A 14,813-nucleotide genomic window follows, 5' to 3' on the forward strand; every position below is an offset into this window, starting at 1 on the left:
GGGTTGGCGCCGGGGGGGGTGGGGGGGGCGACCACCCCGTACCCGCAGGACAGGCCCCGGCCCGTCCTGCGGTTCCGGCGTTCCCGGCCCCCGGACTCCCGGATCGGGTGCACCCGGCGGAGCCGTCGCAGGGTTGGCGCCGGCCGGGCGCCGGTAGCACGCGGATCCGGCCGGGGCGACCGGGTCGCGAGCCTGTCAAGCGCCGGTTCGGCCAACAACTTCCGGCCGTCCGCCCCGTCGTTCGTTGCCCCGGCCCGCGGGGGGTCCGCAGACTGTGCGGACCGCACCGCGGCCGTGTCGCAGCGCACCGGGCTGTCAAACCCACCCCACCTGCAGTTCCCTCGTAAGGATGGTGGATACTGCTCCTTGTGAACGTGTTCACGTTCACAAGCGGACAAGCTTGCGTGGTTGAGCAACGGTCTACGGCTATAGATGAAGTTTGTCCGGAAGATGCCCGTCGTCACGCGGGCAGGTTGGGAGAGAGGGCGACGTGGAACTGGCAATCGCTCACGAGACCATCGCGCGATGGCAATTCGGCATCACCACCGTCTACCACTTCCTCTTCGTCCCGCTCACGATCAGCCTGGCCGCGATCGTGGCCGGTCTGGAGACCGCCTGGGTGCGGACGAACAAGGAGAAGTACTTCCACGCCACCAAGTTCTGGGGAAAGCTCTTCCTCATCAACATCGCGATGGGCGTGGTCACGGGAATCGTCCAGGAATTCCAGTTCGGCATGAACTGGTCCGACTACTCCCGCTTCGTCGGTGACGTCTTCGGCGCCCCGCTCGCGATGGAGGCGCTGATCGCCTTCTTCTTCGAGTCCACCTTCATCGGCCTGTGGATCTTCGGCTGGGACAAGCTGCCGAGGAAGATCCACTGTGCCTGCATGTGGATGGTGGCCCTGGGCACCGTGCTCTCCGCCTACTTCATCCTGGCCGCCAACTCCTGGATGCAGCACCCGGTCGGCTACGCGATCGACCCGGTCACCGGCAAGGCCCAACTGACCGACGTCGTCCGGGTGCTGTTCCAGAACACCACCCTCGTGGTCGTCTTCCACACCCTGACCGCCGCCTTCCTCACCGGTGCGGCCTTCGTCGTCGGCATCGCCTCCTTCCACCTCTGGAAGGCCAAGCGCAAGCCCGGGACCGCCGACCCGAAGAAGACCGCCGCGATGCGGACCTCGCTGCGGCTCGGCCTGGTGCTCGCGGTGGTCTTCGGCGCCGGCACCGCGCTCAGCGGCGACACCCTGGGCAAGGTCATGTTCGAGCAGCAGCCGATGAAGATGGCCGCCGCCGAGGCGCTGTGGGAGACCCAGGCGCCGGCCCCGTTCTCGGTCTTCGCGGTCGGCGACGTCAGCAAGGGCCACAACTCGGTCGCCCTGGAGATCCCCGGAATACTCTCCTTCCTCGCCCACAGCGACTTCAGCTCCTCCGTCCCCGGCATCAACGACACCGCCGCCGCCGAGGCCGCCCAGCACGGCGGCGACCCCAAGGACTACATCCCGAGCATCTTCGTCACCTACTGGGGCTTCCGCCTCATGATCGGCTTCGGGATGACCTCCTTCCTGGCCGGCCTGATCGGCCTGTGGACCACGCGGAGGAAGCTCTTCCTGCGCCCCGAGTTCCGCACCGGCGAGACCGAGGTGCCCCGGCTGATGCTCACCCCCAAGCGCGAGCTGGGGCCGCTGCTGACCAAGTGGAGCTGGCGGATCGGCATCCTGACCATGGGCTTCCCGCTGATCGCCAACAGCTTCGGCTGGATCTTCACCGAGATGGGCCGTCAGCCCTGGGCCGTCTTCGGCCTGATGACCACGGCCAGCGCCGTCTCCCCCAACGTCGGTGTCGGCACCCAGATCGGGGCGCTGGCCACCTTCACCGCGCTGTACGCGATCCTCGCGGTCATCGAGGTCCGGCTGCTGGTCAAGTACGCCAAGGCCGGCCCGGTGGTGACCGAGCAGCCGCCCACCAAGGACCCGTCGCTGCGCGGACCGTCCTCGGACGAGGACGCCGACAAGCCGCTCGCCTTCGCCTACTGAGGCGCCGGGACACCGGGGAACTGAGGATCTGACATGCAACTCCACGACGTCTGGTTCGTGCTGATCGCGGTCCTGTGGATCGGCTACTTCTTCCTGGAGGGCTTCGACTTCGGGATCGGCGTGCTGACCAAGCCGCTGGCCCGCAACACCGCCGAACGGCGGGTGCTGATCAACACCATCGGCCCGGTCTGGGACGGCAACGAGGTCTGGCTGCTGACCGCCGGCGGCGCCACCTTCGCGGCCTTCCCGGACTGGTACGCCACGCTCTTCAGCGGCTTCTACATCCCGCTGCTGGTCATCCTGGTCTGCCTGATCATCCGCGGTGTGGCCTTCGAGTACCGGGCCAAGCGTGACGGCGCCCGCTGGCAGCGGAACTGGGAGGAGGCCATCTTCTGGACCTCCCTCCTCCCGGCCTTCCTCTGGGGCGTGGCCTTCGCCAACATCGTGCGCGGCGTGGACATCGACGCGCAGAAGAACTACATCGGCACCCTCTGGGACCTGCTGAACCCGTACGCGCTGCTCGGCGGCCTGGTGACGCTCGCCCTGTTCACCCTGCACGGCTCGGTGTTCGCCGCGCTCAAGACGGTCGGCGAGATCCGCGAGCGGGCCCGCAGGGCCGCCCTGCTGTCCGGTCTGGTGACCGCCGTGCTGGCGCTGGCCTTCCTGATCTGGACCCAGGCCGACCACGGCAACGGCCGCAGCCTCGCCGCGATGATCGTCGCGATGGTCGCCCTGCTCGGCGCCCTGGCGGCCAACCAGCTCGGCCGCGAGGGCTGGGCGTTCAGCCTCTCCGGGGCGACCATCGTGGCCGCGGTCGCGATGCTCTTCCTGGCGCTCTTCCCGGACGTCATGCCCTCCACCCTGAACCCGGACTGGAGCCTGACCGTCAGCAACGCCGCGTCCTCGCCGTACACGCTGAAGGTGATGACCGTCGTGGCGGCGATCTTCACCCCGCTGGTGCTGCTCTACCAGGGCTGGACGTACTGGGTGTTCCGCAAGCGGATCGGCGTCCAGCACATCCCCGGGCACAACCCGGCCGCCCCGCTCGACCAGGCCTGACGCCATGAAGCCGGTCGACCCCCGACTCCTCGGGTACGCCCGCACCACCAGGGCCTTCCTCGTCGGATCCGTGCTGCTCGGCGCGGTCGGCGCGGCCCTGGTGGTCGCCCAGGCGAGTCTGATCGCCGAGATCGTCGTCCGCGCCTTCCAGCGCGGCGCGACGCTCGGCGAGCTGACCACGCCGCTGCTGCTGCTCGCCCTGACGGCGGTCGGGCGCGGGCTGGTCGGCTGGCTCACCGAGCTCACCGCGCACCGGTCCGTCGCCCGGGTGAAGTCCACCCTGCGGCGCCGGCTGCTCGACCACGCCACCGCGCTCGGCCCGTCCTACCTGGCGGGCCGGCGCACCGGCGAACTCACCACCCTCGCCACCCGCGGCATCGACGCGCTGGACGACTACTTCGCCCGCTACCTGCCGCAGCTGGCGCTGGCCGTGGTCGTCCCGGTGATCGTGCTGCTGCGGATCGTCGGCGCCGACTTCACCTCGGCCGCGATCATCGCCGGAACGCTGCCGCTGATCCCGCTGTTCATGGTGCTGATCGGGATGGCCACCCAGTCCCGGATGGACCGGCAGTGGAACACCCTGGCCCGGCTCTCCCACCACTTCCTCGACGTGGTCGCCGGGCTGCCCACCCTCAAGGTGTTCAACCGGGCCCGCACCCAGGCCGCCACCATCGCCCGGATCACCGCCGACTACCGCCGCGCCACCCTGCGCACCCTGCGGATCGCCTTCGTCTCCTCCTTCACCCTGGAACTGCTCTCCACCCTGTCCGTCGCGCTGGTCGCCGTCACCGTCGGCTTCCGGCTGGTGGACGGCACGCTCGACCTGGAGACCGGGCTGCTGATCCTGGTGCTCGCCCCCGAGGTGTACTTCCCGATCCGCCAGGTCGGCGCGCTCTACCACTCCAGCGTCGAGGGGCTGACCGCCGCCGACGAGCTGTTCCGGGTGCTGGAGACCCCGCTGCCCGCCGCCGGCACCACCCCGGCGCCGGACCTCGCGGGTGCCGAGATCGCCGCCGACGGCCTGGTCGTCCGGCACCCCGGGCGCACCGAGCCAGCCCTGGACGGCGCCGGGCTGACCCTGAGCCCGGGCTCCAGCACGGCGCTCACCGGCCCCAGCGGCGCCGGCAAGTCCACCCTGCTGGCCGTCCTGCTCGGCCTCACCGCCCCGGACTCCGGCACCGTCCGGATCACCGCCGCCGACGGCCGCGTCCACGACCTGGCCGAGCTGGACCCGCAGAGCTGGCGGCGGCAGATCGCCTGGGTGCCGCAGCACCCGCACCTGTTCGCCGGGACGGTCGCCGAGAACCTGCGGCTCTACCGGCCGCAGGCCACCGACGAGCAGCTGTGGACGGCGCTGCGGGCCGCGCACGCGCTCGACTTCGTGACCGACCTGGCGGCCGTCCTGGGGGAGGACGGCGCCGGGCTCTCCGCCGGGCAGCGCCAGCGCCTCGCCCTCGCCCGGGTGCTGCTCGCCGACGACCGGCCGCTGGTGCTGCTGGACGAGCCGACCGCCAACCTGGACGGCGCCTCCGAGGCGGCCGTCGTGGACACCGTCCGGGCGCTGGCCGCCGATCCGGCGCGCACCGTGCTGGTGGTCGCGCACCGGCCGGCCCTGCTGGCCGCCGCCGACCGGCGGGTACGGCTGGCGGGGCCCGCCACCGCCCCGCCCGCCCCGCTCACGGACGGCGGTCACCACGGCGGTCACCACGATGGTCACCACGATGGGAAGCGCGGCTGGAAGCACAGCGGGAAGCCGACCCCCGCCCCCGCCGTCGCCGAGGAGACCGGCCCCGAGGGCGGCACCACCCCCCGGCTGGCGCTCTCGATCGTGCTCGGCGCGCTCGCCCTCGGCTGCGCCGTCGCCCTGATGGCCACCTCCGGCTACCTGATCTCCCGGGCCTCCGAGATGCCGCCGGTGCTCTACCTGATGATGGCCGTCACCTCGGTACGGGCCTTCGGCATCGGCCGCAGCGTCTTCCGCTACGCCGAGCGGCTGGTCTCGCACGACGCGGTGCTGCGCACCCTCGGCACCCTGCGGGCCGCCGTCTACCGGCGGCTGAGCGCGCTCGCCCCGGCCGGACTGCCCGCCTTCCGGCGCGGCGACCTGCTCTCCCGGCTGGTCGCCGACGTGGACGCGATCCAGGACCACTACCTGCGCTGGCGGCTGCCGGCCGCGGTGGCCGGCCTGGTCGCGCTGGCCTCGACGGTGGCGATGACCGCCTTCCTGCCCGCCGCCGGGCTGGTGCTCGGCCTCGGGCTGCTGCTCGCTGGCGTGCTGGTGCCAGCCCTGGCCGCCCGCTGGTCGGCCGGTGCCGAACGGCGCCAGGCCCCGGCGCGCGGGCGCCTGGCCACCGCCGTGGTGGACGCCTTCACCGGCACCGCCGAGCTCACCGTGGCCGGCGCCCTGCCCGGCCGGCTGGCCGCCGTCCGTACCGCCGACGCCGCGCTGACCGGGCTGGCCGCCCGCTCGGCCGCCACCACCGCACTCGGCACCGGGCTGATCGCCCTGCTCACCGGGCTGACCGTGACCGCCGCGGCCGCCGTCGGCGTCCAGGGGGTGCGCGACGGGGTGCTGGCGCCGGTCTGCCTGGCCGTGGTGGTGCTGACCCCGCTGGCCGCCTTCGAGGCCGTCACCGGGATGCCGCTCGCCGTCCAGGCCCGCCAGCGCAGCCGCGCCGCGCGGGCCCGGCTGGACGAGGTGCTGAACGCTCCGGTGCCGGTCACCGAGCCGGCCGAACCGGTGGCGCTGCCCGAGCAGCCGCTGCCGGTCGCGGTGCGCGGGCTGACCGTCCGCCACCCCGGGCAGGCGGTGGACGCGCTCGCCGGGGTGGACCTCGACCTCGCCGCCGGGCGCCGGATCGCCGTGGTCGGCCCGTCCGGCTCCGGCAAGACCACCCTCGCCCAGGCGCTGCTGCGCTTCCTGGAGCCGAGCGCCGGGTCGGTGCGGTTCGCCGACGGCCGTCCACAGGCTGTGGACAGCCGCGCGCTGGCGGGCGAGTCCGTCCGCCGGGTGATCGGGCTCTGCGCCCAGGACGCCCACGTCTTCGACAGCTCGCTGCGGGAGAACCTGCGGCTGGCCCGGCCGGAAGCGGCGGAGGACGAGCTGCGCGCCGCGCTGGCCGGCGCCCGGCTGCTGGAGTGGACCGAGGGCCTGCCGGACGGCCTGGACACCATGGTCGGCGAGCACGGCGCCCGGCTCTCCGGCGGCCAGCGCCAGCGGCTGGCACTCGCCCGGGCCCTGCTCGCGGACTTCCCCGTCCTGGTCCTGGACGAGCCCGCCGAGCACCTCGACCTGCCCACCGCGGACGCCCTGACCGCCGACCTGCTGGCCGCCACCGAGGGCCGCACCACGGTGCTGATCACCCACCGGCTGGCCGGGCTGGACGACACCACGGTGGACGAGGTGCTGGTGCTGGACGGCGGGCGGGTGGCCGAGCGGGGCCGCTGGTCCGAGCTGGTCGCCGACCCGGACGGGCGGCTGCACGCGATGTGGCGGCGGGAGCGGGAGGCGGACGGACTGCTGGAGCCGGTGGGCCGGTAGCCGCGCGGCCCGTCGCACTGTTGGTCGTACCGGTCGTCGTACTGCCCGTCGCGCCGCCCTTCGGCTGAAAAGCGTACAAACTAGGCTTTCTCCATGGACCCCACGCCGGACCTCCCCGAGGCCACGCCCGAGCCGACGCCCCATCGGGTGCCCGAGATCGCCTCGCTGGGGCTGGACACCCTGGTCACCGAGGTCGCCGAGCGCCTCCAGTCGGCCGCCGCGGTCACCGACCGGATGCAGCGGCTGCTGGAGGCGGTGGTCTCGATCGGGGCCGGGCTGGACCTGCACGCCACCCTGCACCGGATCGCCGTGGGCGCGGCCGAACTGGTCGACGCCCGGTACGCGGCGCTCGGCGTGATCGCCCCCGGCGGCACCGGCCTGGCCGACTTCATCCACGTCGGGGTCGACGACGGGACCGCCGGCGAGATCGGCGAACTGCCGGCCGGCCGGGGCATCCTCGGCGTGCTCATCGACCGCCCCGAGCCGCTGCGGCTGACCGACCTCGGCGCCGACCCGCGCTCCTCCGGGTTCCCCCCGCACCACCCGCAGATGAGGACCTTCCTGGGCGTGCCGATCCGGGTCCGCGCGGAGGTGTTCGGCAACCTCTACCTCACCGAGAAGAAGGGCGGCGGGGCCTTCACGCCCGAGGACGAGCAGGTGGTGCACGCGCTCGCCGCGGCGGCCGGTGTGGCCATCGAGAACTCCCGGCTGTACGAGGAGGGCCGCCGCCGCGAACGCTGGATCGCCGGCGCCGCCGCCGTCACCACCGCCCTGCTCTCCGCCGAGCAGGCCGAGACCGCGCTGACCGTCGCGGCCGAGCAGGTGCGGGAGCTGGCGGACGCCGCGCTCGGCATGATCCTGCTGCCGACCGGCCCGGAGGACGGCGACGAGGGCGACGGGCAGATGCGGGTCGCCCACGCCTCCGGTGAGCTGGCCGAGTTCGTGCGCGGCGAACTGCTGCCCAGGGAGAGCTTCGCGGCCCGGCTGCTCGCGGGGGAGAGCGTCTACCTGGACGACATGTCCAGCGACCCGACCGTGGTGATCCGGCTCGCCCGCCGCTTCGGCCCGTCCATGGCGGTGCCGATGGTCGCCGCCGGGCGGGTGCTCGGCGGGCTCTGCGTCTGGCGCCCCTGCGGAGCGGTGCCGTTCACCGACAGCGAGAAGCAGCTCGCCGAGACCTTCGCCTCGCAGGCCGCGCTCGCCCTGCGGCTCGCCGAGGGCCAGCGCGACCAGCAGCGCCTGGCCGTCTTCCAGGACCGCGACCGGATCGCCCGCGACCTGCACGACCTGGTGATCCAGCGGCTGTTCGCCACCGGGATGATGCTGGAGAGCGCCGCCCGGCGGGCGGTCGTCCCCGAGGTGAAGGTCGGCATCGGCAAGGCGGTGGACGAGCTGGACGCCACCATCCAGGAGGTCCGCACCACCATCTACGCCCTCCAGCACGACAACCACGGCGACGCGCCGGACACCCTGCGCACCCGGGTGCTGCGCGAGGCCAGCCAGGCCGCGGCCGCGCTCGGCTTCAAGCCCGCGGTGAGCTTCGTCGGGCCGGTGGAGAGCCTGGTCGGCGAGAACACCGGACGTCAACTGCTGGCCGCCCTGCGCGAGATGCTCTCCAACACGGCCCGGCACGCGCGCGCCTCCCGGGTCGGGGTGGAGATCGACGCCACCACCCACCTGGACGAGGACGGCCGCCCGGTGGGCGGCGACCCGGAGTCGCTGGACCGGGGCGGGCGGCCGGGCGTCCTGCTCACCGTGACCGACGACGGGGTGGGCATTCCGCAGGGCGGCCGGCGCAGCGGCCTGCTCAACCTCACCCGGCGCGCCGAGGCGCTCGGCGGCGACGCCTGGCACGAGAGCGGGCCGTACCGCAAGGGGACGATGGTGCGCTGGACCGCCCGGCTCTGAGCGTTCCAGGGCGGTTCCCGGCCGGTTGCCGGTCGGTTCCAGGCCGGTTCCGGGCCGCTTCCGGAGCGGTTCCCGATCGAGACGCGTGAAAGTTAAACGAGAGAGAACTTCCCGACCAACGGCGCAAGTTGTGAACGTTCTGGGCTTTCGGGGGCTCCGTGTGCACACATAGCTTTACTCCGCTCGGAGGGGAATCCGGAGGGCAACCGGACGGAGGGGGCAGTGAACGCTGCCGGCCGCGGCTACACCGCAGCAGGGGCAAGTCGAGGGGGGTTCCGCGCCGAACGGGCGGCGGACGGGCGCTACCGCTGGCAACTGAAGGCGCCCAACGGACGGGTGGTCGCGATCACCCCGGCCGCGTTCGAGACGGCCGGCGAGGCCGAGCGGGGCTTCGACGGCCTGCGGGTCGTGGCGGTCGAACTCACCGCGCGGATCACCCACGTGCGGGAGGGCATCGGCTGGATCTGGGTCGTCCCGGGTTCGCGGGTCCTGCCCGAGGTGCGCTCCAGCCGCGCGTACGAGCGGTACGCGACCTGCCAGAACGCCTTCCGGCGGTTCGTGGTGCTGCTCTCCAAGCAGCCTCCGCGCGAACTCCCGGAACCCGTGGTGCCGTTGAGACGCACCGATGGCCGCTGAGCGGCGCGGTCCGCGGCTGCTGATCGTGCCGGCGGCCGACCGCTGCCTCGGCTGGGCGCTGCGGGCCGCCAACGGTCGGCCGCTCGGGGTCGGCGTGCGGACCTACCGGAGCGAGGAGGAACTCGCCGAGTCGGTCCGGGAACTGCTGATCGAGCGGGCCGCACTGCGATGTTCGGTCGGACAGTCCGAGGGGCGTCAGTGGGTCTGGGCCGCCTACCTGCCGGTGCGCAGCACCCGGCGGGGGGCGGCCGACGCCGTTCCGGTGGCCCGCAGCGCCCGGGGGTACCTGCGGCGGGACCAGTGCCAGGCGGGGGTCGAGGGGTTCCTGGCCGGACTCCAGTGGGTGGGGCAGGAGTTGCGGCGGTCCGGACGGGACGGCCGCTGGCCGCTGTGAGCGTGTGAGTCGATGACGGTCCGAATCGATGACGGACCGTCATTCCTGCGTTCCCGGACGGGGATCCTCCACCGGATCCCGCTTCCGGAAGGGGATCCTCCATCGGATCTCCGTCCGTGCTTTTCCGGTGAAGGACAGGTTTCCGGCAACACTCCGAGCAGCCTCCTGGAGAAGAACGTCGACCGGGCTCGGAGACCCGGCAGTGCCCCTGTCACGTGCACGCTGACCAGTGGCTAAACCTCGCTGAACCGATGAGTCGACATTCACCGGCCGAGCTCGACCTCTCTTCCGGCGGAACCTCCCCGGCGGACAGGATCGGCACTGCCGGCGAGGCCGCAGCGGACGCGGCCACACGGCCCCGAACTCCCGAACGGAGTACGGGTTTCACGCGATGTACGTCTCTCCCCCGGAGGAAGAGGAACATGCGTAAGACCGCTGCCAAGCTGCTCACCGTCGCCGCCCTGGCGACCTCCCTCGCCACCGTCGTCGGCGGCACCGCCGTCGCCGACCCGGCCACCGGTGTCACCCCGCGCGCCATCGACATCGTGGGTGTCGGCTCCGACACGACCCAGTCGGTGCTGAACCAGCTCGCCGCCGACTACAACGCGTCGCTGACCAGCTCCACCTCCCCGCGCCTCTACAGCTGGGACGCGATCCCGGCCGGCACCATCACCACCAAGACCGGTGCCACCGCGATCACCCGCCCGAACGGCTCCGGCGCCGGCATCACCGCGCTGAACGCCAACACCAGCGCCACCGTGGACTTCGCCCGTTCCTCGCGCGGCCCGGTGGCCACCGACCCGACCACCGACGACTTCGTCGCGCTGGCGCAGGACGCGGTCTCCTGGGCCGCCAAGAGCGGTGGCAACGCCCCGGCGAACCTGACCACGGCGAACCTGAAGGGCATCTACTCCTGCACGATCACCAAGTGGAACCAGATCAACGCGTCGCTCCCGAACGCCACGATCAAGCCCTTCCTGCCGCAGACCGGTTCGGGCACCCGTTCCTTCTTCCTGACCGCCATCAACGGTGGCGTCACCCCGCTCACCCCGGGCGCCTGCGTCAACAGCAGCGTCCAGGAGAACCAGGGCAGCGACACCCAGCTGAACGACATCAACGCGCTGGTCCCCTACTCCGTCGCCCACTACATCGGCCAGGTGTACTTCGGCAAGGGCACCGGCGCCGACGTCCAGGGCCCGCTGACCATCCGCAACATCGACGGCAACGCGCCGGTCGACACCGTGAACAAGGTCATCAGCGACACCTTCGTGGCCACCCAGTACGGCCGCGTGGTCTACAACGTCTTCCGTGACGCCGAGTGGAACGCCACGGACGCCCACGGCACCGCCCTGCGCGCCATCTTCGGCGCCGGTGGCTGGATCTGCACCAACGGTGCCACGGACATCCAGAGCTACGGCTTCCTGCCGCTCTCGCCCTTCGCCTGCGGCAGCGTCACCCACTCCTGATCGAACCAGCACCGCACCGGCGGCCGCAGGGGCCTCGCCCCTGCGGCCGCCGGCCCGGCTGAACCCTCGGACCGGGGAGCAGGGCGCACCACGGCCGTACAGCCGGGACCGTCCCTCCGGCACCCTCACCGGGGCCGTGCCGCCGGCCGCGTTCCGCCCCGCGGCGGCGCCACCCCCGCGCGAGCTTCCTCGAACCGCACCACCGATCACCTCTCCTCTCCCTCTCCCAAGGAGTTCGGCATGTCCCGCATCAGTGCCCGCCTGGCCGCGACCGGTGCCACCGTCGTCCTCGCCCTGACCGGTGTGAGCGGTGCGGCCGTCGCCGACACCACCGCCACCCCGGCCGCCGGCCAGGCCGTGATCACCACCGACGTGAGCTTCCTGGCGGACGCCGCGCTCAACGGCATCCTGGTCATCCCGCTGCAGCCGGCCGACCCGAAGCTCGACGCCGACACCGGCCTCACCGTGACGCTCCCGGTGACCGACGGCGCCGCGAACATCCCCGGCTTCTACGGGCACGTGCAGTTCGGCGGCGGTCTGCTCTTCATCAACCTCTCGACCGGCAAGAGCGTGACCTTCAAGCAGCTCGACTTCTCGGTGGCCAAGGGCTACTTCACCGCCGTGCCGAACGGTTCGACCACCCCGGTGCCGCTGCTGGACCCGCGCGGCAACAACGTGATCGGCCGCACCGGCACCACCCAGACCCTGAACTCCTCCAGCTTCCAGGTGGACGCGGCCGGCGCGAACTACCTGGACACCAACCTCGGCACCACGTACTTCAAGGGCGGCCAGCAGATCGGCTCGCTCGCGCTGTCCTTCACCCCGGCGAGCTGATCCCAGCTCCACCCGGCCGCAGATCGGAGGGCCCGTGCCTCGGCGCGGGCCCGCCGCATGCGGATCTTCCAACTCCGGTACGGAGTCGCCGCGTTGTGGTCTCGTACACCTGGCCGACCGGATCCCGCCATGTCCGGCTGGCCGAATAGTACGCACGGAATCGTCCGTCCCCAGCGCGATCCGACGCCCTCGCGCCGCTCCCTCGGCGGCCCGCATCTCCCGGAGGCCTCGCATGAGAACCCGCGTACCCGACCGAAGAGGTCGGGGAAGGTGGCGCCGTCGACTACCGGCCCTGGCCCTCGCCAAGGCGGTGGTGGCGGCGCTCGCTGTCATTCCGATCGGGTTGGGCGCGGCGCCGCAGGCTCACGCCGACTCCTCGACGACCGTGACCGGTCCGAAGGTGTGGATCCCGGCCGCCGGAACGTACGGCGACGAGGGCAGTGTGACGGTCTCCCAGACGGCCAACCTGACCAACCAGGTGCTCCAGGTCTCCTGGAGCGGCTTCACGCCGACCGTCACCCAGAGCGGCGGCCCGGTGACGACCACGCCCGTGGAGTCGACCCTCAACCTGTACGCGGTCCGGGTCTACCAGTGTCGCGGCACCGACCCCGCCGTGACGGACTGCTACGGCAGCACCCTCTACGGCGGCGACCGCGAGGCGGGCTTCGAGCAGCCGGCCCGCCCGGTGCACACGGAGACTCCGGACTGGCCCACGAACATGGTGCTGGCCCCGACCGGCCCGGACGGCTCGGGCACCGCCTCCATCGAGGTGTGGAGCGCCAAGGAGAGCACCACGCTCGGCTGCGACGCCACCCACCCCTGCTCGATCGTGGTCGAGCCGAACTACGGCGGCGACCCGACGGACCTGTACAACATCCGCGGCGGCAAGGCCGACTGCAACGACCACCGGATGGACAAGGACAGGTTCTACAACGCCGCTTCGGACGGCGTCATGAAGCCCGGCCGGATCAACTCGAAGACCAAGAACCGCACCAGCGAGCAGTGCGCCTGGCTCAACCGGACCGTGGTCCCGCTCTCCTTCGCGCCCACCCCGGACTCCTGCGTCGCGAGCGCCCAGGACTTCGGCGCCGCCGGTCTGGAGATGGCCAACCGGGCGATGCAGCAGTGGCGTTCGGGCCTGTGTCTGGGCGAGTCCCCGATGACCGTGGGCTACATCCCGGCCGGTGGCGAGCCGCAGGCCCGGTCGGCCTTCCTGGGCGGCAGCAGCAGCATCGACCTCGCGCTGACGGCCCGGCCGGACACGTCACCGCCCCCGCGGCCGTACGTCTACGCCCCGCTGGCGACGACCGGCATCTCCGTGACCTTCGTGGTCGACGACCCGAACACCGGTCGGCAGATCAAGGACATGAAGCTGAACGCGCGGCTGCTGGCCAAACTGCTGACCCAGTCCTACGCGTCGCCCGGTGCCGACATCCCGTCCGTGGCCGGCAACCCGATCTGCCTCTTCACCGACCCCGAGTTCAGGCAGCTGAACCCGGAGACCCCGGAGAACGGGATCAGCTGGCCGACCAGCTGCGGCGGAGCCCTGACGATCTTCCCCGGTGTCCCCGGCGGCACGACGGACTTCACCTATCTGCTGACCTCGTGGATCGCGGCCGACCCGGACGCCGCCCGCTTCCTCGACGGCGAGCCGGACCCGTGGGGCATGCACGTCGACAGCTTCTACCTGAAGCCCCGGTTCACCGGCTACCCGGCCGAGGCCTTCCAGCCCCAGGACATGTCCGGGACGAGCACGCCGCAGGACGGCGCCGACACGGCGCACTGGAAGCAGTTCGAGTGGGTGCCCTCCACCGAGGGCCTCTCCCGGGTCGCCCGCAACCAGGTCCAGAACCGCCCGAACTGCCAGCAGCCGACCTACAACGCCAACGGCGGGCACGACGCCTGCGCCGCGCAGCCGGCCGGCCAGCGCATGATGCTCGCCATCATGGACACCGCCCAGGCCAAGGCGTTCTCGCTGCCCGAGGCCACGCTGCTCAACCCGGCCGGCTCCTACGTGTCGCCGTCCACGGCCGGCTTCCAGGCCGCCGTCGCCGACATGCCGACCGACCCCGCCACCGGGGTCCAGCAGCTGCCCTACGGCACGCCCGACACCGCGTTCTCCCGTGACCAGCGGGCGTACCCGCTGAGCTACGTCCAGTACGCGATGGTCCCGACCGGCGGGGTGCCCGCCGCGAAGGCGGCCGTGATCTCCCGCTTCCTCAAGACGGTGACCACCACCGGGCAGACCTACGGCATCGCGCCCGGCCAGCTGGCCCAGGGCTTCCTCGCCCTGAACAACGCCCAGCGCCAGCAGGCCCAGCAGGCCGTCCAGCACGTCGAGGCCCAGGACGGCAAGCTGCCCGGCAACCAGACCGCCCCGCCGGCCGAGAAGCCCGAACCGGGCACCCCGGAGAGCGGCAACGGCGGCTCGGGCTCCGGCGGCACCGTCGACGGAACCAGCCCGGTGAGCAACTCCGGCACCGGCACCATCGGCGCGGACGGCAACTCCGGCGGCACCGGCTTCGGTTCCTCCGACGGCCTGTCCGGCGGCGGGCTCTCCGGCACCGGCTCCACCGGCTCCACCGGGACCGGCACGGCCGGCGGCGCCGCGGTCCCCGGCGCGGCCGCCGGCTCCAAGCCCGGCACGAGCGCCGCGCCCTCCGGAGGCCCGCTCGCCGCGGCCCCGGTCGGCACCCCGGTGCCCGACCGGCCCGGCACCGCCCGGCTGCTGCTGCCCGTCGCGCTGATCGCCGGCCTGGTGCTGCTGGTCGGCGGACCGGCCGCGCTGTTCCTCGGCGGCACCCCGGCCGGGGCGAAGGTGCTGACCGGCGCCCGCACCCAGTGGTCGCGGCTGCGCCGCAACTAGGAACCCGCGCGCGGCGGGGGCGCCGGTGCGGGCCCGCCGAGGGCGTACTCCCCCCCAGGCAGCGCCCCGGCCCC

9 protein-coding genes are annotated in these 14,813 nt (G+C 72.7%); all 9 read left to right on the plus strand.

Annotated features, from left to right (window positions below):
• The first annotated feature begins 490 nt into the window (after positions 1-490).
• The 9 genes from ACFWJ4_RS38095 to ACFWJ4_RS38135 all read left to right on the plus strand — a co-directional run bounded on the left by ACFWJ4_RS38095 (position 491) and on the right by ACFWJ4_RS38135 (position 14,739).
• Complete coding sequence (locus tag ACFWJ4_RS38095; protein WP_380553070.1) at positions 491-2,035, plus strand: cytochrome ubiquinol oxidase subunit I; 1,545 nt, start codon at positions 491-493, stop codon at positions 2,033-2,035.
• Between the two features lie 33 nt (positions 2,036-2,068).
• Complete coding sequence (cydB, locus tag ACFWJ4_RS38100) at positions 2,069-3,094, plus strand: cytochrome d ubiquinol oxidase subunit II (RefSeq protein ID WP_380553073.1); 1,026 nt, start codon at positions 2,069-2,071, stop codon at positions 3,092-3,094.
• A gap of 4 nt (positions 3,095-3,098) precedes the next feature.
• A complete protein-coding gene (gene cydD / locus ACFWJ4_RS38105) occupies positions 3,099-6,635 on the plus strand; it encodes a thiol reductant ABC exporter subunit CydD (RefSeq protein WP_380553076.1) in 3,537 nt (1,178 codons plus the stop codon).
• Positions 6,636-6,728: 93 nt separating this feature from the next.
• Positions 6,729-8,543 carry a GAF domain-containing protein gene (locus ACFWJ4_RS38110; RefSeq protein ID WP_380553079.1) on the plus strand — a complete coding sequence of 605 codons (1,815 nt, stop codon included), beginning with the start codon at positions 6,729-6,731 and terminating at the stop codon, positions 8,541-8,543.
• Between the two features lie 222 nt (positions 8,544-8,765).
• Positions 8,766-9,179 carry a hypothetical protein gene (locus ACFWJ4_RS38115; RefSeq protein WP_380553082.1) on the plus strand — a complete coding sequence of 138 codons (414 nt, stop codon included), beginning with the start codon at positions 8,766-8,768 and terminating at the stop codon, positions 9,177-9,179.
• Positions 9,169-9,573, plus strand: coding sequence for a hypothetical protein (locus tag ACFWJ4_RS38120; RefSeq protein ID WP_359914327.1), 405 nt, complete (start codon positions 9,169-9,171; stop codon positions 9,571-9,573). The genes ACFWJ4_RS38115 and ACFWJ4_RS38120 overlap by 11 nt, the downstream gene beginning before the upstream one ends.
• Positions 9,574-9,995: 422 nt before the next feature.
• On the plus strand, positions 9,996-11,039 hold the full coding sequence (locus ACFWJ4_RS38125) for a substrate-binding domain-containing protein (RefSeq protein WP_359914324.1): 1,044 nt from the start codon (positions 9,996-9,998) through the stop codon (positions 11,037-11,039).
• Positions 11,040-11,279: 240 nt separating this feature from the next.
• Positions 11,280-11,873, plus strand: a complete 594-nt coding sequence (locus ACFWJ4_RS38130; RefSeq protein ID WP_380553085.1) for a hypothetical protein — start codon at positions 11,280-11,282, stop codon at positions 11,871-11,873.
• A 385-nt stretch (positions 11,874-12,258) separates the two neighbouring features.
• Positions 12,259-14,739, plus strand: a complete 2,481-nt coding sequence (locus ACFWJ4_RS38135; RefSeq protein WP_380553087.1) for a hypothetical protein — start codon at positions 12,259-12,261, stop codon at positions 14,737-14,739.
• Positions 14,740-14,813 lie beyond the last annotated feature (74 nt).

The sequence above is a fragment of the Kitasatospora sp. NPDC127067 genome (assembly GCF_042724755.1).
Taxonomy (GTDB): domain Bacteria; phylum Actinomycetota; class Actinomycetes; order Streptomycetales; family Streptomycetaceae; genus Kitasatospora; species Kitasatospora lactacystinica.